Origin of the sequence: Flavobacterium sp. N2038 (assembly GCF_025947185.1) — a bacterium.
Lineage (GTDB): Bacteria > Bacteroidota > Bacteroidia > Flavobacteriales > Flavobacteriaceae > Flavobacterium.
The window spans coordinates 96,429-117,685 of the sequence record NZ_CP110001.1 but is presented as its reverse complement, the minus strand read 5'-3'; the positions used below and the strand labels follow the sequence as shown (position 1 = coordinate 117,685).

General features: G+C 33.7%; 14 protein-coding genes. 11 read left to right on the top strand and 3 right to left on the bottom strand.

Going from position 1 to position 21,257, the window contains the following annotated elements; genetic code table 11:
- The first annotated feature begins 319 nt into the window (after window positions 1–319).
- The 5 genes from OLM51_RS00425 (at window position 320) to OLM51_RS00405 (ending at window position 7,995) form a co-directional block, all read left to right on the top strand.
- Window positions 320–1,297, top strand: coding sequence for a pyruvate dehydrogenase complex E1 component subunit beta (locus OLM51_RS00425; protein ID WP_264552464.1), 978 nt, complete (start codon window positions 320–322; stop codon window positions 1,295–1,297).
- Window positions 1,298–1,362: 65 nt separating this feature from the next.
- Window positions 1,363–3,867, top strand: a complete 2,505-nt coding sequence (locus OLM51_RS00420; protein WP_413614528.1) for a DUF5686 family protein — start codon at window positions 1,363–1,365, stop codon at window positions 3,865–3,867.
- A 221-nt stretch (window positions 3,868–4,088) separates the two neighbouring features.
- On the top strand, window positions 4,089–4,688 hold the full coding sequence (locus OLM51_RS00415) for a DNA-3-methyladenine glycosylase family protein (RefSeq protein ID WP_264552463.1): 600 nt from the start codon (window positions 4,089–4,091) through the stop codon (window positions 4,686–4,688).
- Window positions 4,689–4,799: 111 nt separating this feature from the next.
- Window positions 4,800–5,330 carry an inorganic diphosphatase gene (locus OLM51_RS00410; RefSeq protein WP_155101359.1) on the top strand — a complete coding sequence of 177 codons (531 nt, stop codon included), beginning with the start codon at window positions 4,800–4,802 and terminating at the stop codon, window positions 5,328–5,330.
- 112 nt (window positions 5,331–5,442) lie between these two features.
- Window positions 5,443–7,995: a sodium-translocating pyrophosphatase gene (locus OLM51_RS00405; RefSeq protein WP_264552462.1), complete on the top strand. Its 2,553-nt coding sequence runs from the start codon at window positions 5,443–5,445 to the stop codon at window positions 7,993–7,995.
- Between the two features lie 112 nt (window positions 7,996–8,107).
- On the opposite strand, the gene OLM51_RS00400 is transcribed toward OLM51_RS00405, so the two are convergent.
- Both OLM51_RS00400 and OLM51_RS00395 read right to left on the bottom strand, forming a co-directional pair.
- A complete protein-coding gene (locus tag OLM51_RS00400; RefSeq protein WP_089052568.1) occupies window positions 8,108–8,722 on the bottom strand; it encodes a deoxynucleoside kinase in 615 nt (204 codons plus the stop codon).
- Window positions 8,722–9,537: a hypothetical protein gene (locus OLM51_RS00395; protein ID WP_264552461.1), complete on the bottom strand. Its 816-nt coding sequence runs from the start codon at window positions 9,535–9,537 to the stop codon at window positions 8,722–8,724. The genes OLM51_RS00400 and OLM51_RS00395 overlap by 1 nt, the downstream gene beginning before the upstream one ends.
- A 232-nt stretch (window positions 9,538–9,769) precedes the next feature.
- Between OLM51_RS00395 and OLM51_RS00390 the strand changes: the two genes are divergently transcribed.
- The 3 genes from OLM51_RS00390 (at window position 9,770) to OLM51_RS00380 (ending at window position 15,748) form a co-directional block, all read left to right on the top strand.
- A complete protein-coding gene (locus OLM51_RS00390) occupies window positions 9,770–10,657 on the top strand; it encodes a GLPGLI family protein (RefSeq protein WP_264552460.1) in 888 nt (295 codons plus the stop codon).
- 76 nt (window positions 10,658–10,733) lie between these two features.
- Entirely contained in the window at window positions 10,734–13,421 is a 2,688-nt protein-coding gene (locus OLM51_RS00385; protein ID WP_264552459.1) for a carboxypeptidase-like regulatory domain-containing protein, read from the top strand.
- 92 nt (window positions 13,422–13,513) lie between these two features.
- A complete protein-coding gene (locus OLM51_RS00380; RefSeq protein ID WP_264552458.1) occupies window positions 13,514–15,748 on the top strand; it encodes a CDC27 family protein in 2,235 nt (744 codons plus the stop codon).
- 116 nt (window positions 15,749–15,864) lie between these two features.
- Here OLM51_RS00380 and metK read toward each other — a convergent pair whose 3' ends face one another.
- The gene (gene metK, locus OLM51_RS00375) at window positions 15,865–17,115 is read right to left on the bottom strand and encodes a methionine adenosyltransferase (RefSeq protein ID WP_264552457.1); all 1,251 of its coding nucleotides are present in this window, start codon (window positions 17,113–17,115) and stop codon (window positions 15,865–15,867) included.
- A 530-nt stretch (window positions 17,116–17,645) separates the two neighbouring features.
- On the opposite strand from metK, the gene OLM51_RS00370 reads away from it, so the two are divergent.
- The 3 genes from OLM51_RS00370 (at window position 17,646) to OLM51_RS00360 (ending at window position 21,193) form a co-directional block, all read left to right on the top strand.
- Window positions 17,646–18,323: a TonB-dependent receptor plug domain-containing protein gene (locus OLM51_RS00370; protein ID WP_264552456.1), complete on the top strand. Its 678-nt coding sequence runs from the start codon at window positions 17,646–17,648 to the stop codon at window positions 18,321–18,323.
- Between the two features lie 125 nt (window positions 18,324–18,448).
- Complete coding sequence (locus OLM51_RS00365) at window positions 18,449–20,491, top strand: TonB-dependent receptor plug domain-containing protein (RefSeq protein ID WP_264552455.1); 2,043 nt, start codon at window positions 18,449–18,451, stop codon at window positions 20,489–20,491.
- A 534-nt stretch (window positions 20,492–21,025) separates the two neighbouring features.
- Complete coding sequence (locus tag OLM51_RS00360; RefSeq protein WP_264552454.1) at window positions 21,026–21,193, top strand: hypothetical protein; 168 nt, start codon at window positions 21,026–21,028, stop codon at window positions 21,191–21,193.
- Window positions 21,194–21,257: the final 64 nt, after the last annotated feature.

Genomic DNA, 21,257 nt, shown 5'->3' with positions numbered 1-21,257 from the left:
TTGTTAGTAATTTCGTAATGCCCTGGTAAGGGGTAGGTGTTAAAATTTGTAAGGATTATAATATTTTATGAATTGTTGAGTTATACCAAAAGAATTTGAAGAATCAGAATCAAACAAAAAAAGCTGAGTTTGTCTGAAAAATGCTTTTTAGGAAGAAATAAGAACAATTATATCGATTTCGTAAAAGTTACATTAAAAGTTACATCAGAAAAAGCAGAATTGAAGGATAGGGAAGTAAGATTTTAAATTCAATTTATGCTTTTAAGTGATTTAAAATATTTATTTTTGCTCTTCAGAAAATTCAACATACAATATAAATATGAGAACAATACAATTTAGAGAGGCCATTTGCGAAGCGATGAGCGAAGAAATGCGTCACGATGAATCCATATATTTAATGGGCGAAGAAGTTGCGGAATACAACGGAGCATACAAAGCTTCAAAAGGAATGCTTGCTGAGTTTGGCGAAAAAAGAGTAATCGATACTCCAATTGCTGAGCTTGGTTTTACAGGAATTGCGGTAGGTTCAGCTATGAATGGTAACCGACCAATTGTAGAGTACATGACTTTTAACTTCTGTTTAGTTGGTATTGATCAAATTATAAATAATGCTGCTAAAATGCGTCAAATGACAGGGGGACAATTTAATGTGCCTATCGTTTTCCGCGGACCAACTGCTTCTGCAGGTCAATTAGGAGCTACTCACTCTCAGGCTTTAGAAAACTGGTTTGCTAATACTCCGGGACTTAAAGTTGTTGTACCTTCAACTCCTTATGATGCAAAAGGGCTTTTAAAATCTGCAATTCGCGATAACGATCCTGTAATTTTTATGGAATCTGAGCAAATGTATGGTGATAAAGGAGAAGTGCCAGACGGAGAATATACAATTCCATTAGGAGTTGCAGATGTTAAGCGTGAAGGAAAAGATGTAACAATTGTTTCTTTTGGAAAAATCATCAAAGAAGCTTTTATCGCTGCTGATGAATTAGCTAAAGAAGGTATCTCTTGCGAGATTATCGATTTAAGAACAGTTCGTCCTATGGATAAAGATGCTATTCTTACTTCTGTTAAGAAAACAAACCGTCTAGTAATTCTTGAGGAAGCTTGGCCATTTGCCAGTATTTCTTCTGAAATCACTTATATCGTTCAGGAACAGGCTTTCGATTTTCTTGATGCGCCAATTCAGCGCATTACAACTGCTGATACTCCTGCACCTTACTCTCCTGTTTTACTAAAAGACTGGTTGCCAAATGCAGCTGATGTAGTAAAAGCAGTAAAGAAAGTAATGTACAAATAAAAAAATCAACAATACTTATAAAACTTCATCAGTCATAATTAATTGATGAAGTTTTTTTTTGCCAAATGATAAAAAGAATAATTTTACTCAGCCTATTTTTTGTATTCGCCTTTGTGAATCTTGGAACTGCACAAACAAAAGTGAGTGGAATTGTTTTGGACAAATCTAATCAGCCAGTACCTTTTGCAAATATTGTTTTCAAAGGTTCAAATACCGGAATCGTTTCTAATGAAGACGGACGTTTTTATCTTGAATCGCCTAATACCTATACAGCATTATTAGTTACATCAGCAGGGTTTACAGATAAAGAAGTTCCTCTGGAAAAAGCAGTTAATTACAATTTTAAAATTGTTTTATTTGAAGAACAAGTGTTAAACGAAGTTGTAATTTATACCGGAAAAACATCTAAAAAGAATAATCCCGCATTAGATATTTTGAGAAAAATTTGGGAAAGAAAGCGTAAAAACGGACTTTACCAATTCAATCAATATCAGATGGAGAAGTACGAAAAAGTCGAGTTTGATATGAACACGATTGATAGTGCTTTTATGAAAAACAAGCTGTTCAAAGGAATGGAGTTTGTCTTTAATCACGTTGATACTTCTGAGGTTACCGGAAAAACATATCTTCCGATTTTTATTAATGAATCTGTTTACGATGTTTATGGTGATAATAAATTAAAGAAAGTAAAAGAAAATCTGAATGGAAATAAAATGTCCGGTTTCAATGGAAATCAACAGATTTTATCTTTCGTAAAAGATCTTTATTCAGATTATAATATTTACGACAATCACCTTAAATTTTTTGATAAGAGTTTTACAAGTCCGCTTTCAAAAACGGGAATCGATGTGTATAATTATGTCCTGAAAGATAGTGCCTACATTGACAAAAAATGGTGTTATAATATTGTTTTTTATCCCAGACGTAAAAACGAATTAACGTTTAAAGGAGATTTTTGGGTTAACGATACCACTTTTGCGATCAAGAAAATTAATATGGGTGTAACCAAAAGCGCCAATATTAACTGGGTAAAAGATATTTATATCGAGCAGGAATTTGAAGTCGAAAACGATTCTGTTTTTCTTCTGACACGTGATTATATGATGTCTGATTTTGCTTTGAATAAAAAAGAAAAATCAAAAGGAGTTTATGGAAAACGAACCACTTTATATCGCAACCATAAATTCAATATTCAAAAGCCCGAGAAGTTCTATAAAGAGGAAGTCAATTTTATAGATAATGCCGTATATGACAGGCCTCCTGAATTCTGGGAAGAAAATCGTTTCGAGAAATTAAATAAAGATGAACAGGGTATTTATAAAATGCTCGACACCTTGCAGACTGTTAAACGATTTAAGCAATTGTATAGTCTCGTCTCTATTTTAGGAAGTGGTTATGTCGAGTTTAAGAACTTTGATTTTGGACCTATTTTTTCAACCTTTGGTTATAATGAAGTCGAAGGTTTGAGAATTCGTGCCGGAGGAAGAACATATTTTGGACCAAATGATCCTTGGCGTATACAAGCTTATACCGCTTATGGTTTTGACGATAACAAATTTAAATACGGAGTTTCGGGAAAATGGATGATCGATAAGAAAAACCGAATCATTATTTCCGGAGGAAACAGGCGTGATATAGAACAAATAGGTGCCAGTTTAACTACAACCAATGATATTTTGGGACGAAGTTTTGCGTCTTCGGCTTTATTTACAACAGGCAGTAACGGAAAATTAACCAATATCAATCTGAGTAATATATCATTTGAAATAGAGGCCAAAAAGAATTTTATTATTCAGACAGGTCTTTCATATCGAACGCTCGAATCTGCGTCGCCAACATTTAGTCTGGATTATTATACAACGTTGCCAAGTGCTGCTAATCCAGCCGGAGTTGTAGAAAGTATGGTAACTCAATCTGAAGCAAACATTCAGTTTGAATATATGCCAAATCGCAAAACTATTGGTTTTGGTGTAGAACGTGATATTGTTGACAGTCCTTTTAGTCATTTCTTCATAAATTTCAGCTATGGTTTAAAAGGAGTTTTAAATAGCGATTTTGCTTACGAAAAAATTCAGATATACTACAAACAACCTATTATAATTGGACCATTAGGAAGATCAAATATTATCCTGGAAACAGGAAAAACATTTGGAACAATTCCGTTAGGTTTAATGAGTGTAATTCCTGGAAACCAAACCTACTTTACAATTGAAAACACGTTTAGTAACCTGAATTTCTACGAATTTATAACCGATCAGTATACCACTTTGCAGTGGAATCATGATTTTGGAGGAAGATTATTTGCCAGAGTTCCTTTTATGAGAAAGCTCAACTGGAGAGAATTTGTTGGTATTAAAGCCGTTCACGGAACAATTTCTGATGCAAACCGTGCAATCAATGCTTCAGGACAACCGTATAATGCGCCAGAAAATGTATACTGGGAATATAATGCCGGAATAGGAAATATATTCAAAGTATTTAGGATTGATTTCTCCTGGAGAGGAAGTTACTTAAACGCTCCGGATGCTAATAAATTTGCAGTAAAAGGATCTTTCGGGTTCTATTTTTAATATTCTTAGTTGCAAAGATACAAAGCTACAAAGTCGCAAAGGTTTAAAATCTTTGCGGCTTTTTTTGTTTCACGCAGATTTTGCAGATAAAGCAGATTTATTTAAAATCGTAATTAATCAGCTTTATCTGCAAAATCTGCGAGAGAAAAAACTTTGCGCCTCTGTGACTTTGCGAGATTCTTTTTTTATCTAATTTTGGAATAGACTTAAAAACCAAAGTAATGCAGGAAGCCATCGATTTTCTAACGAATAAAAACCCGATATTTCAGGAAATAATCGAAAAATACGGATTACCTCTAATTCCAAAACGTCCTCAGGGTTTTGAAACTTTGGTATTATTGATACTCGAACAGCAGGTGTCTATAGATTCGGCTAAAGCCACATTTTTGAAAATTAAATCTTACACAACGTGTAATCCGGAAAATATGGTTTTGCTTTCTGATGAAGAGTTTCGAAATTTGGGCGTAAGCCGTCAGAAAACAAAATATATTAAAATACTGGCAGAGGCTGTTTTAAGCAAAGAATTAGATATTGAAAGTTTGGCTGAGAAATCTGCAAAACAAGTTCGTGAAGAACTTATCAGACTAAAAGGAATAGGGAACTGGACTATAGATATATATTTAATGTTTTGCCTTCAGGAGCCGGATTTAATTCCGCTGGGTGATATTGCGGTTATAAATACAATCAAGGAATTATTGAATATTCATGACAAGCAGGAAATGGAAATTCATGCAGAACAATGGAGTCCGTATCGCTCTTATGCTACATATTTGCTTTGGCATTATTACCTAAAAAAGCGAAATCGGACAATTACGTATTAAATGCTTGTTTTTTAATAGATAATAGAGATAATTTAACCTGTTTTTTTATTGTAAAAATAGAATGTTTGGTTACTTTTGCAACCGAAATTATAGATATAATAAAAAACGAAAATGACCGCAGACAAACTAACGACTTTCGATGTATTAATCGAAATACCAAGAGGAAGCAGAAATAAATATGAGTACGATTTTGAAATCAAAAGAATGCGTTTCGACAGAATGTTATTCTCTTCAATGATGTACCCTGCAGATTACGGATTTATTCCTGAAACTTTAGCTTTAGACGGTGATCCTCTTGATGTATTGGTTTTAGTAAACGAACCAACTTTTCCTGGTTGTGTAATGGAAGTTAAGCCAATTGGTGTTTTCCACATGGCAGACGATAAAGGACCAGACGAAAAAATTATTTGTGTACCAGTTTCAGATCCAATCTGGAATTCATTAAATGATCTTTCAGATATGAACCCACACTTAGTAAAAGAAATCGAGCATTTCTTCCAGGTTTATAAAGATCTTGAAAACAAAAAAGTTGATGTAGAAGGATGGGGAGACGTTAACGAAGCTTATGCAATTATTGCTGAGTGCACAAAACGTTTTGATGATATCGAAAACAAACCAGAAGGATTATTTAGCATTAAATAATTTTAGCCTTCATAATTTATAAAAAAAGCAATACTCCGTTAGGAGTATTGCTTTTTTGTTTAAATTCGTTTTAGTTAGTTTATTGACTATTAACCAAAACCATTAATATATTATGAATGCATTTATGATTTACTTGCCAATTGTCATGGCAATTTTAGGATTACTTTTCATGGGAATAAAAAGGACTTGGGTTTTAAAACAAGATGCTGGAGATGGTAAGATGAAAGAGATTTCAGATTACATTTACGAAGGAGCCTTAGCCTTTCTAAAAGCAGAATATAAACTATTAACCATCTTTGTAATTATTGCAAGTTTAGCTTTGGCAGGGATTACTTTTATTCCAGGAGTAAAAACACATTTATTTATAGTAATTGCATTCATATTTGGCGCATTATTTTCAGCTTATGCAGGAAACATAGGTATGAAAATCGCAACCAAAACAAACGTTAGAACAACACAGGCAGCTCGTACAAGTTTGCCGCAGGCCTTGAAAGTTTCTTTTGGCGGAGGAACTGTAATGGGACTTGGTGTTGCAGGATTGGCAGTTTTAGGCCTAACGGCTTTTTTTATAATATTCTTTCATTTATTATCTGGCGGTGTCTGGAAAGATACCGAAACAATGACGGTTGTTTTAGAGACTTTAGCAGGGTTTTCATTAGGTGCAGAATCAATTGCATTATTTGCAAGAGTTGGAGGTGGAATTTACACTAAAGCAGCTGATGTTGGAGCCGATTTAGTTGGTAAAGTTGAAGCTGGAATTCCGGAAGATGATCCGCGTAATCCTGCGACAATTGCAGATAACGTAGGGGATAATGTGGGAGATGTTGCCGGTATGGGAGCTGATTTATTCGGATCTTATGTGGCCACCGTTTTGGCTGCAATGGTTCTTGGAAACTATGTTATAAAAGATATGGGAGGAAGCATTAATGATGCTTTTGGCGGAATTGGACCAATTTTACTTCCGATGTCAATTGCCGGTTTCGGAATTTTATTTTCGATTATTGGAACAATGTTGGTGAAAATTTCAGATGATAATGCTAAAGAAGCTCAGGTTCAAAAAGCATTAAATATAGGGAACTGGGTTTCTATTGGTTTAACTGCAATTGCTTGTTATTTCTTGGTACAGCACATGTTGCCTGAAGTAATGACAATGGAATTTTTTGGAGAAGGATCACAGCAAATTTCTTCTATGCGTGTTTTCTATGCTACTTTAGTTGGATTGGTTGTTGGTGGAGCTATTTCATCAGTAACAGAATATTATACGGGATTAGGAACAAAACCAGTTATGGCAATTGTTCAAAAATCGTCAACAGGAGCGGGAACAAACGTTATTGCAGGTTTAGCAACTGGAATGATTTCTACTTTCCCAACCGTATTATTGTTTGCGGGCGCCATTTGGATTTCTTATGCTCTAGCTGGATTTTATGGAGTGGCGCTGGCAGCTTCGGCAATGATGGCTACAACTGCAATGCAATTAGCAATTGATGCTTTCGGACCAATTTCTGATAATGCAGGAGGAATCGCTGAAATGAGCGAATTGCCAAAAGAAGTTCGTACAAGAACAGATATTTTAGACTCTGTTGGAAATACTACAGCAGCAACAGGAAAAGGATTTGCAATTGCATCAGCAGCTTTAACTTCTTTGGCATTGTTTGCGGCTTATGTAACTTTTACAGGAATTGACGGAATTAATATTTTCAAAGCGCCAGTTTTGGCCATGTTGTTTGTTGGTGGAATGATTCCGGTGGTTTTTTCAGCCTTAGCGATGAATTCTGTTGGGAAAGCAGCAATGGATATGGTGTATGAAGTTCGTCGCCAATTCAAGGAAATTCCGGGAATTATGGAAGGAACCGGAAAACCGGAATACGGAAAATGTGTTGAAATTTCGACAAAAGCTGCGTTACGCGAAATGATGCTTCCAGGAATATTAACTATTGGTTTTCCAATTGCAATTGTACTTTTAGGAAAATTAGTTTACTCAGATAACAATCAGTTGATTGCTGAAATGTTGGGCGGATACATGGCAGGTGTTACGGTTTCGGGCGTACTTTGGGCTGTTTTTCAAAACAATGCCGGCGGAGCCTGGGACAACGCTAAGAAATCTTTTGAAGCCGGAGTTATGATCAACGGTGAAATGACTTATAAAGGTTCAGATGCACATAAAGCTGCAGTAACCGGTGATACAGTTGGGGATCCGTTTAAAGATACCTCAGGACCTTCTATGAATATTTTGATCAAATTGACTTGTTTGATTGGATTAGTTGTTGCACCAATTTTAGGTGACGGACATTCGTCTTCTGGTATGACAGAAAAAGGTTCTTGTTGTGCTAAAATGGAGATGCATGCAAGTGGAGTTTCTAAATGTGGTGACATATCTGGAATGACAAAAGAAGAATGTATTAAAATGTGCAAAGAAAAAGGATGTTCTGCAGAAGAAACTGCAAAATGTCTGGCACATTATGATGAAAACGGAAAATATGTGCATCAAAAAACAGATTGTTTTGATACCAGTAAATATGAGAAAAAATCTGTTCGTGTTGAAATTACAAACATAGACGGAAAAACTAAAGGAACTGTAACTAAAACTGAAAATGGTAAAACGACTACAGAAGTTTATGAAGGTACAGAAGAAGAAGTTCAGGCAAAAATTGATGCTGTAAAATAAATAATCATTATCCTGACAGGTTTAAGAAATCTGTTGTGATAATCAAAAGAAAATGCCTCTAAAATTATTTAGAGGCATTTTTTTATTTCATTTAAATCTGTGTAATTCGTGTTTAAAACAATCCGTTTAATTCAGCATCAATTCTATTAATGATGTTTCCTAAATCTTCCGGATTATCAACAAAGTTAATATTGTCAACGTCAATAATTAATAGCTTTCCTTTTGTGTAAGTCTGAATCCAGGCTTCATATCTTTCGTTCAGACGGCTTAAATAATCGATAGAAATTGAATTTTCATATTCGCGTCCGCGTTTGTGAATTTGTCCCACTAAATTCGGGATAGAACTTCTTAAATAAATCAATAAATCCGGAGCTTTTACAAGAGATTCCATCAATTCAAACAAAGAAGTATAATTCTCGAAATCACGGCTTGTCATCAATCCCATTGAGTACAAATTGGGAGCAAAAATATAAGCATCCTCATAAATCGTTCTGTCCTGAATGATTTTTTTTCCGCTTTCGCGAATTTGCTGCACTTGACGAAAACGGCTGTTAAGGAAATAAATTTGTAAATTAAACGACCAACGTTCCATTTGGTGGTAAAAATCATCTAAGTACGGATTGTCAACAACATCTTCGTAATGAGGTTCCCATTTAAAATGTTTAGCTAATAATTTAGTTAAAGTTGTTTTTCCTGCGCCTATATTTCCTGCTATCGCTATGTGCATTACGGTGTTACGATTTTATAATTTACAATTTCTTTATCCGTAAAAATAGATAAAATTTGGTCTTTGTAATAAAATTTGTCAAACGATTTTTCTAAAATTTCAATTTCTGAAATTGTCCTCATATTCGATTTACTAATGTTACTTATATACAACAAATTAGCTTTGCTAAAAAGATACTTTTGAGAATCAATTATTTCGATTTTATCAAAATCGGATACATTCCCAAGATTAGAGATTTTTCCGAAAATATCGCATGAGAACCAATGGTTGTTTTTATCAATCCAATAAAAAGTATTAAAGTCGGTTTGGTAATATTTAAAGCTTTCGGTTAACGGAACAGAGACAGTTTTGTATTCATTTTTTAAATAATCAAAAAGCCCAATTTGCTGATTCAGTGTGTTGTAAATCCAAAGCTGATTTTGTGTCGACATGCCAATAGCGCTTACAACAATTGGAATTGTATTTTGCGAAAAGTTAATTTCGGTCATTTTATTCAGTTGATTATCCAGCAAAACAACGCTATTAAAATCTTCATAAAATAAAACAATTTTAAGAGGGTTTTGAATATCAACTTTAGTAATGTTTCCTAAAGAAACGTTTTTGTATTCGAAAATCTCACTTCCTTTTATTTTACTAAAAACGTTGTTCAGTATCTGATATTTATAGCCAAAAGAATCATAGCCCACAAATTCATCCACATCCGTTTTAAGTTTTGAAATCAGAGTAGGATTTATTTTTTGGCTTTGCCCGTAAAAATTTGAAAAAGAGCATGCAATATATAGCAGTAATAAAATTTGGCGCACTTTTTTTCTCATTGGGTTATTATTTCGAAAGGCCAAATTACAAAATCCAGTTTAAAGACTGACTTAAAATTAGAGATTTAGCTTTTTTAGTTTTAAACCTTTACAAGTTCCAATAGTCTTACAAAGACAGCATTTTGTCGATGTCATTTTGGGATTGATATATTTAACTTTCAGGATCTTAAAATTAATAATAATTTTGAAGAATAAGTTTTTCTAAACTTTTCATTAAAACAAACCAGATAAAATGAAAAAACTATCCTATATAATTTTACTTCTTGCTTTCTTTCAGGTTCAGGCTCAAAAAGATTTTCAGGGAATGGCCGTTTATGAGTCTAAAACTCAGGCGCCAAAGTTTGATGGAATGCGACCAGGAAATCGCGATATCACACCCGAAATGCAAAAGAACATGGAAGAGCGCATGAAAAAAATGTTAGAAAAAACATTCATTCTAAACTTTGACAAATCAGCATCAATTTATAAAGAGGAAGAAAAGCTCGAAACTCCGGGACAACAAGGAGGCGGAATGCGTATTATGATGAATTCTTTTATGGGTGGAGGCGGAACATTTTACAAAGATGTAAAAAGCAAAACGTACACGGTTGATAAAGAATTTATGGGTAAAGAATTTCTGGTTGTTGATTCTCTGCCAAAATTAAACTGGAAATTAGAATCTGAAACCAAACAAATTGGGGGTTACAATTGTTATAAGGCAACAGCAGTAAAAGAAGCCAGCAAGACCGATTTTAGAAATTTCAGACCTAAGAATAATGACGATAAAAAAGTGGAAGTAAAAAAGACTTCCGGAGAGACCAAAACCAATTTTGAGGATAATTTTGAGATGCCAAAAGAAATTACGGTAACAGCATGGTACTCACCGGAAATCCCTGTAAATCAGGGGCCGGAAAATTATTGGGGTTTACCTGGATTGATTTTAGAAATCAATGACGGGAAAACAACCATTTTATGTTCGAAAATCGTTTTGAATGCTAAAGATAAAGCAGAAATAAAACCCTCTAAAAAAGGAAAAGTAATCTCTCAGAAAGATTATGATGATACCGTTATAAAAAAGATGGAAGAATTTAGAGAGATGAATCGTGGTCGTGTTGGAGGGCCACCGCCAATGGGAAGATAAAATTTATAAAAATCTAAATCTCAAATTGCTTCGCCTGTTCGCTATCGCTCGGGTCCAAACTTCCAATATTCTGATAATGAATAAGACACTTATTGTATTTGCCTTTCTTTTTACTTCTATATGCTTTTCTCAAAGTATCCGTTTTGATGGATTTATTCAGGACGAGCAAAAGAATCCGTTAGAAATGGCCAATATTATGGCTGTAAATAATGGAACCAAAGCAATGGATTCGTACGGAATTACCAATGATAAAGGAAAGTTTCAGTTAACGCTAAAGCCAAACACTTCGTATTCGATAAAAGTAAGTTATCTGGGAATGAAATCGAAAGAAATTACGCTTTTGACTAAATCTGAAAATATAGCTCAGAATATTGTCATGGATGGTAGCGGAATAGAACTTGAAGGTGTTGAAATTGTTCGCGAAATGCCCGTTTCTATAAAAGGTGATACCATTGTTTATAATGCAGATTCTTTTAAATCCGGAACTGAAAAGAAACTCGAAGATGTCTTGAAAAAGCTGCCCGGAGTTGAGGTAAATGCAGATGGAGAAATTGAAGTTGAAGGCAAAAAAGTGAGTAAATTAATGGTGGAGGGAAAAGATTTTTTTGACGGAGACACTAAACTTGGCGTTAAAAATATTCCAGCCGATGCGATTGATAAAGTTCAGGTTCTTAGAAACTATAATGAAGTCAGTGCATTAAAAGGTCTTGAAAACGATCAGGATAATGTTGCCATGAATATTAAGCTGAAGGAGGGTAAAAAGAACTTTTGGTTTGGAGATATTACAGCAGGAATTGGTGTTGGAGAACTTGACAGCCGTTATATTATTAATCCGAAATTATTTTATTACAGTCCAAAGTACAGTATAAATCTGATTACCAATTTTAATAATATTGGCGAACTGCCTTTAACAGCTCAGGATTATTTTAAGTTCACAGGGGGATTTAAAAACATGATGAAAAAAGGCGGAAGCAATTTTAATGTTTCATCAAATGATCTGGGAATCTCAATTTTAAGAAACAATCGCGCTAAAGAAATCGAGACAAAATTTGGCGCAACAAACTTTGCTTATTCGGTTACAAAAACATGGAATATTAGTGGTTTTGGAATTCTCTCTGCTTCAAAAACAGATTTGGAAACTAAGTCACAAACGACGATTTTAGATTCCGGAGATCAGCAAAAACGAGATGAGTTAACGCATCAGAAAAATAATCTGGGACTTTTTAAATTAAGCTCGACCTATAAACCAAACGACAAATTTCAGTTCGATTATGATATCCTGACCAAATTGTCAAAACAGGATGAGAACGGAGATTTATTGAGAGAATCAGTCGTAAATAATGTTTCTTCAGTCGAGACTATTTTTACGACTAAAAAACAAGATCCAACTTCTATAAATCAAAATTTGAGTTTGTATTATACGCAAAGTGATAAAAATATTTTTGCTTTTGAAATGCAGCATTTGTATCAGGAAGAAAATCCGTTTTATAATGCTAATTTAAGAACCCAGCCATTTGATTTATCAGGTTACATTTCAGGACAGAATCGCAATGATCTGAATCAGGATCGATTTGTGAAAACCAATAAATTAGATGCTAAACTGGATTACTATTATATGGTAACGCCAAAAAGTAATATCAATATTACTTTAGGGAATACCTATTCGTATCAGGATTTTAATTCGCATATTTTTCAAATGTTGGATAATGGAGATAGAAATGATTTAAATACTCCGGAAAATAATAATCAGGTAAATTATAATTTTAATGATGCTTTTCTTGGGTTTCATTACAAAATCCTGACAGGAAAATTTACTTTGACACCGGGAATAAGTCTGCATTCGTACACAATGACAAATACGCAGCTGGGAACCAATTATTCTCAAAATTTTACAAAAGTACTACCGGATTTCTTTGCCTTATATCAAATTAAAAAATCAGAGACATTGACGTATAATTTCTCCTTATCAAATGATTTTACCGATATAAATCAGCTTGCGGCGGGTTATGTATTGTCAGATTACAGTAGTTTGTTCAGAGGAAATCGTTTCCTCGAAAATGCAACTTCGCAAGTGCATTCACTTCGTTATTTTAAATACAATATGTTCAATTTTGAGAACATTTTTGCCAACGCAACTTACACCAAAAAAGTTGATGCTATTAAAACAAAAGCCAATTTTGACGGAATTAATCAATCCTCAATGCCTTATAATTCAAATTTAGCAGATGAAACTTTTACCGGAATGGGAAATTATGGACGTTCATTTCTTAAGAATTATAAAGCATCTGTAAATGCCACTTTCAACTGGTCAAAATTTAATAATATTCAGAATAATGTTTTAGCAACGACTGAAAGTTTTAGCCAAAGTTATACCGTCAAAGCAGCAACAAATTATAAAAACTTCCCCAATTTAGAATTGGGTTACAATGCTTTGATTAATAAATATAGTGGTTCAACCTATTACACAGATAAACCTTTTGCGAGATTAGATTATTACTTTCTGGACAGTTTTTCTTTTGTTTCAGAATACGAATTTTATCATTATTACAACGGAAATAAATCGGTTGATAATGAATATGATTTTTTGAGCGCCAGTTTAATTTATCAAAAGAAAAACAGTAAATGGGAGTATAAAGTATCAGCAACCAATTTATTAAACACTACTTATCTCAACGACGATAGCTTTTCACAGTTCTCTACAAGAGTGTCTCAGTATACCGTACAGCCTCGATATATCATCTTTTCTATGAAATACAATTTATAGTATTTTAAGTACAATTTTCGGGTTTTTGATACGTTTTTTCGATAAGAATCGAATATCTTTGCGCTGGAATATTAACAACCAAAAACTTAATTATGCGCAATATTATCTGGAGTTTCTCTGTGCTTTTCTGTTTAACGTTTTCTTCTTTTGCTCAGACAAAAGGAATAGAAAAGGGAACTTACTTATCTACCAATAAAGGTCAAAAAATCAAACTAAACTTATCAGAAAATAATAAGTATGAATTGGTTTTTTATTCTGGTGAATATGAGATAAAAGGAGATTCACTTTTGTTTACTAAGAAAATAAAATCAGAGAATAATTTTAATCTTTCTTTTACAACAGATAAAAAAGCAAAAAACATAAAAATTAAATTCTTAGATCCTTCCTATTATACCTTTTATGTTGGTACACAAAAAGGAACAGAAGAAGTTCAATATCAGAATGTATCTGATATAAGAGGCAAAGTAGATCCAAATTGGGTAAATACTGATTTAGAATTTGATATCGAAAAAGCAGACTTTTTGTATTTGGTATATGAAGATTATACAGGACAGAGTAATGTATGTAAATATGCACTTCCAAAAGATGTTGCTCAGGTAACAATTAGTTATGAAATGGAAGTTCTGGGAGATTTAAATATTGCCGGTTTTTTTGACAGAAAGACTAACAAGTTGGAAATTTCTGAACATTCAGGAAAAAATCCTTTAGTTTTTGTAAATGAAAAAGATGCTCAGCCGGATAGCGCTTCAAAAGTTCTTCCTCTTGAAAATAAGACCATTTCAAACTGGACTTATCCCGGAAAAGCACCTTTGTTAAATGAAGATTTTGGAGCAGCTGCTGTTGCAGTTGATAGTGCCGCTGCAGTAGCAGACTATACGGTTGATTCAAGTTATACTAAATATGACTTTAAACTAAAGATCGAAAAGAGCCTGAAAAATGCACTCGAAGCAACAAAAACAGCAAAGACAAAGTTTTTAGTAGTTGCTGTTGACAGTAAAAATAAAGCAGGATTTGATACTTTCGTAAAAGATCAGGAAACACAAATAGGATACAATATGTATGATGCATACAATCCGCTTTATGATGTTTTTAATTTTTACCTGACGGATGCTGATGATAAAAAATGGCTAAAAAACAATAAAATTAAGGATGATCCAAGCACTTTTGTTGTAAACGGAAACGGAGATGTATTGGCAGTTTCAAAATCAAGTATAGAAGATAAACAGTACGAGTTTAGTTATTATGGAGATTTTTACCGTAAACTTTTAAGAACAGATGCTTTTATTTCAATCGATAAAACCTTAAAAAATAAAAAAGCAACAGATGCAGATTTAATTGCAGCTTTTAATAAGGCTTCCGTTCTAGAGACTAATTATGATTATGATCCGGATTATACTGTGAGCGATCCAAATACAACGGAATTTGTTGTAACTAAACTAGGTTTAGATAAAAAAGAAGTGGCGCAAACCTGGAAAAAGTTAATCGAAGCACACCAAAAAGATACAAAACCAAATATGTATCTGGTGGAAACCATTTTGAAAGAAATCCAAAATCAAGGATTTACAAAGCAAATATTTAATACAGACAAAATTTTAAACGATACTGATTTTCTTGCGATTGACTATTTACTGAAACATTCAGAAGAAATTGAAAACAATCGTGCTGCATTCAACGGTAAAGAAGGAGAAGTACATAGTGTAGGAAATGTGATATCTGAAGTATCTAATGCTATGCAGCAAAATCTTTATGTAACTCAGGATGATATTTCGGGAGATATTAATAAGGACAAAGTAAATTCAGTTTACAAAAAGATAATTGATGCCGGAAAAGGTAATTTTGAATCCTACCGAAATTATTTTTCTTATTTAGAAGGAGCAGAGAATAAAGAAGGAGCATTCGCAGATTTCTTAAAAGAATTCAATATATACTTTGATGCAAACTTAGCTTCTGTAAGTCCAATCGAAAAGTTAGACACCATGTTTTCTGCTTTAGATTCAAATTCTGATTATTCTTATAACGGATGGAATTCATTTAAAGAATATCACTCTAATTTGTGTAATTCGGCAGCATGGACTGTTGTTTTAAAACCTGAAAATGCAAACTTTATTAAAGATGCTATTAAATGGTCTGAATACAGCTTAGTGGTAACCAAAAACAATCCTTATTATTTAGATACATTGGCACAACTATATTATAAAGACGGTCAGAAAGAAAAAGCGATTGCAATACAAACTTTGGCAGTAAAATATTTAGACAGCAATGTTGATGAGGAAACAGTAAATGAAATTAAAGAAGTTCTGGCTAAAATGCAAAACGGAACTTATTAATAAAGGATTTTCAGCCTAAAATAAAAGCCGATTTCTAATATTTTAGAAATCGGCTTTTTTATGTTCAGCTAATGCGAAGATGTCTAACGATCTAAGTTAGTCTACAGATCTAAATTTTATAATCCAAAAGCAGCTTTTACCTGGTCAACAAAATCAAGTTTTTCCCATGTAAACAATTCAACAGTAACTGTTTTTTCGTTTCCACCCGGAGCAGAGAAAGTTTTGGTTACAGTTTCTGGTTTACGTCCCATGTGTCCGTAAGCAGCAGTTTCGCTATAAATAGGATTTCTTAATTTTAGACGTTGCTCGATAAAGTAAGGACGCATATCAAAGATAGCTTCTACTTTTTTAGCGATTTCACCGTTTGTTAAGTTTACTTTAGAAGTTCCGTAAGGTTCAATGAAAATTCCCATTGGCTCAGCAACTCCAATTGCGTAAGAAACCTGAACTAAGATTTCGTCAGCAACACCGGCAGCTACTAAGTTTTTAGCGATATGACGTGTAGCATAAGCAGCACTTCTGTCTACTTTACTTGGATCTTTTCCAGAGAATGCACCACCACCGTGAGCACCTTTTCCACCATAAGTATCAACGATGATTTTTCTTCCTGTTAAACCAGTATCTCCGTGAGGTCCTCCAATAACGAATTTTCCTGTTGGGTTAATATGGTAGTTGATTTTATCGTTGAATAAATGTGCGTGTGTTGGATTTTTAGCGATAATTCTTGGAATAAGAATTTCGATAATATCTTTTTTGATTTTAGCCAACATTGTAGCTTCTTCATCAAAATCATCATGTTGAGTAGAGATAACAATCGCATCAATACGAGTTGGTTTGTTATCATCGCTGTATTCTAAAGTAACCTGAGATTTAGCATCTGGACGCAAATACGTGATTTCTTTGTTTTCACGTCTTAAAATAGCTAACTCTTGTAATAATTTATGAGATAAATCTAATGCCAATGGCATGTAGTTTTCAGTTTCGTTTGTAGCGTAACCAAACATCATTCCCTGGTCACCAGCACCTTGTTCTTCTGGCTTAGCTCTGTCAACACCTTGATTAATGTCTGCAGACTGCTCGTGAATAGCAGATAAAATTCCACAAGAATTCGCTTCAAACATATACTCACTTTTAGTATATCCAATTTTACGGATTACTTCGCGAGCAATTTGTTGTACATCAAGATAAGTATTTGATTTTACTTCACCTGCTAAAATTACCTGACCAGTTGTAACAAGAGTTTCACAAGCTACTTTTGAGTCAGCATCAAATGCCAGAAAGTTATCAATTAATGCATCCGAAATTTGATCTGCAACTTTGTCTGGATGCCCTTCACTAACAGATTCTGACGTAAATAAATAAGCCATAATAATGATTAAATTTAAAATTAAGCGAGGAAAATAATTGCTAAAAAGGGCTAAAGAAGAGTTTCTGCTTTAGCATTTTTTACTACTGAAATGAATCTTTCAGCATTCACAACGAATCATTTCATTATGAAGAGGTTGCAATCAGTTCAAATTTTTCCTCTGTATTCGGGTGCAAAGGTATAAAACCATTTTGATTTGCAAATTAAAGTTCAACTTTTTTTATTTTTATAGGCAGAAATTTAACATAAACATACTAAATTGATAGGGTAATAGAAATTATTTTGGTTTTTGTTTGGCTGATTGAAAAATAGTTCGCAAATTTGCCTCATCAAAATAGAAAAAAAATGAAAACAACAATTTGCAATATGATGTCTTGTAAGATGCCGGAGTTCTCCGCAGAGACACTATTGTAATTTTTTTTCAAAAATTCATATAGAACCTCTGCAGATTGCAGAGGTTTTTTTTTGTTCAAAAACAGGAATACCATAATTTTTTTTAAAGCCAAAAACACTAATTAATCAGTTAAAGAAATGAAGAAAAATGTACTAATAATTTTAGGTCTTTTGACATTTTCGGGGATTAAAGCTCAGGAAAATAAAAAAGAGCAGGATACTTTGAAAAACAATGAATTATCTGAAGTTACTATTGTAGGATCCAGAAGTAAAAATAGAGTTAAGACAGATGTACCGGTTCCGGTTGATGTTTTTAACGTAACCGAAATAACAAAAGGTGCGCCGCAAACGAGCGTAACACAAATTTTAAACTACGTTGCACCGTCGTTTACCAGTAATGCAACATCAACAGCAGATGCAACAGACCACGTCGATCCAGCGCAATTAAGAGGTTTGGGACCCGATCAGGTTTTAATTTTGGTAAATGGTAAACGAAGACATACAAGCTCTTTGGTAAATATAAACGGATCACCGGGAAGAGGATCTGTAGGTACAGATTTAAATGCTATTCCGTCTTTTGCCATCGAAAGAATTGAGGTTTTAAGAGATGGTGCCGCTGCACAATACGGTTCTGATGCTATTGCGGGAGTAATCAATATCGTGCTTAAAAAGAATGCTAATTTTATTTCGGGAGGAATCCAATATGGAGCTAATTTATCTTCAGGATCAAATAATTTTGAAGGTGGAGCAGACGGACAAACCGTACAAGTCGATTTAAATTACGGAACTTCATTAGGCAAACGGGAAGTTTCCTAAATGTTACCGGTAGTGCTGTAACAAGACAAACCACCAGCAGAGCAGGAATTAGAAGCAATGCGATTTTTAATGCCTATAATGCTGTCGAGAACAGAGCTGCACAAAATGGTGTTGAAATAAACTCCTTGTTTAGTAATATTAATACAACACCAAATTCGGCACAAATTCTAACTTCATTAAAGCAATATGCGCCTCAGGTAAGTTATTTTACTGCGGCACAACAAACCGCTATCGCCGGAGCTACAACACTTACACAAATGCAAACCGCATTGAATTTTGATGTAACTAATAATGAACTTGCTTACAGAGGGCAGGAAAGAAGTGATTATAATATGAGTGTAGGACAGTCAGAACTAGCCTCAGGACAAGCCTATTATAATGCAAAATATCCATTAACAGAAACAACATCTTTATATTCTTTTGGTGGAGTATCTTATAGAAATGGTAAATCATATGCTTTTAACAGGCTGCCAAATGGTTCAGGAACTTTTACTCAGGTTTATGAAAACGGATTTTTACCAGAAATTGAATCAGACATCTTAGATGCTTCTGCTGCCGTAGGTGTTAATACAGAATTGTTTGGATTTGATACCGATTTGAGTACAAACCTCGGGACAAATTCTTTTAAGTATGATGTAAACAATACTATTAATGCAACTTTAGGAACCAACTCTCCTTTTAGTTTTGATGCCGGAAAAGTTTCATTTCTACAAAGTACAACCAATTTAGATTTTAGTAAAAAATATGATGTTCTTGCTGGTCTGAATGTTGCTTTTGGAGGTGAATTCAGATATGAAAATTACCAGATTAAAGCTGGAGAAGAAGCCTCTTACGGATTGTATGATGTAAACGGAGATTTTGTTTCGGGAATTTTGCCAAGTAATTCTCCTTTAATCGTTACTGACTTTTTTGGAAACAAACGTGGAGCAGGAGCGCAGGGATTTTCAGGATTTCAGCCTTCAGATGCTAAAGAGAAAGATAGAAAAAGTGGTGCGGCTTATGTTGATCTGGAATTAAATGCAACCGAAAAATGGCTTGTAAACGGAGCATTACGTTATGAAAACTATTCTGATTTTGGAAGTACAGTAATCTTTAAATTAGCTTCTCTTTTAAAATTAAACGACAATATTAACTGGAGAATTTCAGGACAAACAGGTTTTAGGGCGCCTTCATTACAGCAAAAATATTTTGAATCAAGCTCGACACAATTCATAAACGGTGCGCCATATCAGGTAGGTTATTTTACAAATGATTCTGAAGCAGCAAAAAGTATTGGAGTAGAAAACTTGAAACCAGAAAAATCAAAAAGTATCAGTACAGGATTTACATTTAAAATTCCGGAGGCAAACATAACAATTGCAACAGATGCTTATTTTACAAGAATCGACGACAGAATCGTTTTAACAGGTCAGTATTCAAGACCAACAGATGCACAGATTGCTGCAGCTACAACTCCTGAACAAGCTGAAGCATTAACTTTATTTCAACAGGCATTTGATACAAAAGGAGTCGAAAGAGCATCTTTCTGGACCAACGGAATCAACTCTGAAACAAAAGGGATTGATTTGGTAATTTCTCAAAAATATGATGTTATTCCCGATTTTATAATCAGAAATGATTTTGCTTTAAGTTATAACGAAACTAAAAGAGTGGGAGATTTAAATGTTCCGCAATCTATTATTGACGCAGGTGGAGAGCCATATAAATATTCGTTTTTCCCAGAGTCAAGCAGAGTGTATTTAGAAGAAGCAATTCCGAAATTAAAAGCAAATTTAATGACCACTTTTAGCATCAAGAAACTGGATATTTATTTGAGAAACAGTTATTTTGGTAAAGTGACAGATCCCGGAGCAACAGATGTAAACCTGGACGGATTTTCATCTGTGTACGAACATCCGGAATACAGCGCAAAATTAGTAACAGATTTATCTTTAGGATATCAAATCAACGAACATTTTAGAGCTACAATCGGGTTTAATAATATAGGTGATGTTTATCCGGACAGAAACAATCCTGCAACTCCGGCATTTACCAATACAACGCCAACATTATCTCCGGCACCAAGTACAGACTTGAGTAATGCAAACCAGTTTGCATATTCGAGAGCAGTATCTCAATTTGGATTGAACGGAAGATTTGGTTTTGCTCGTTTGAGCTTTAAGTTCTAAATAATAAGTAGCTCAAAGATTATACGGATTAAACAGATTAATGCTGATTTTTGAATCAATGTAATTGAAAAAACAGGCCGCTCCCGATAGCTATCGGGAGTGCCTAAAATTTTTCAACCCATGTAAATGGTTTTTTATAATACACAGGTTCAGTATTAAATTAAATAAAAGAGAAAACCCGTAATAATCTGTTTAATCCGTATAATCTTTGGGCTATTTTTTAAAGAGGAAGATCTTATTTTACAGACCTATAAAAATTTTATTGTTAAATATTAAAATTTTGTTTGGCAGTTAAATAAATACTTACTACATTTACTCTATCGAATTAGTCGAATTTAAAAATGAGATTAAATTTTAATTAAAATGAAAACAATAGCAGGAAGAAATATGATGTGTTGTAGAATGATGCCAATGTGTGTCCCGACCTGCTGTTGCCAAAAGTGAAAGATAAAATCTTTGTTATAGTTAAACTATAAGCCCTTTTGGTTGCCATCCGAAAGGGCTTTTTTTATTCATTTATTTAAAATTAAAACCATGAAATCAATATATAAAATCGAAGAAAGTGTTTTTCCTGAAAACATAGAAACAGACGAAAATTATACACAAAAAACGAATCTTTTAAAAGGAGAAATTTATTCAAATGAATCAAGTTCACTTCTTTTTCAAATGTACGATCATGAAGAAGAAGATCTTTTTGTTTAAATCGATCTCTGTGACAATTTCAAAAATCAATAACAATAACAATATCAATTACAATTACAATAAC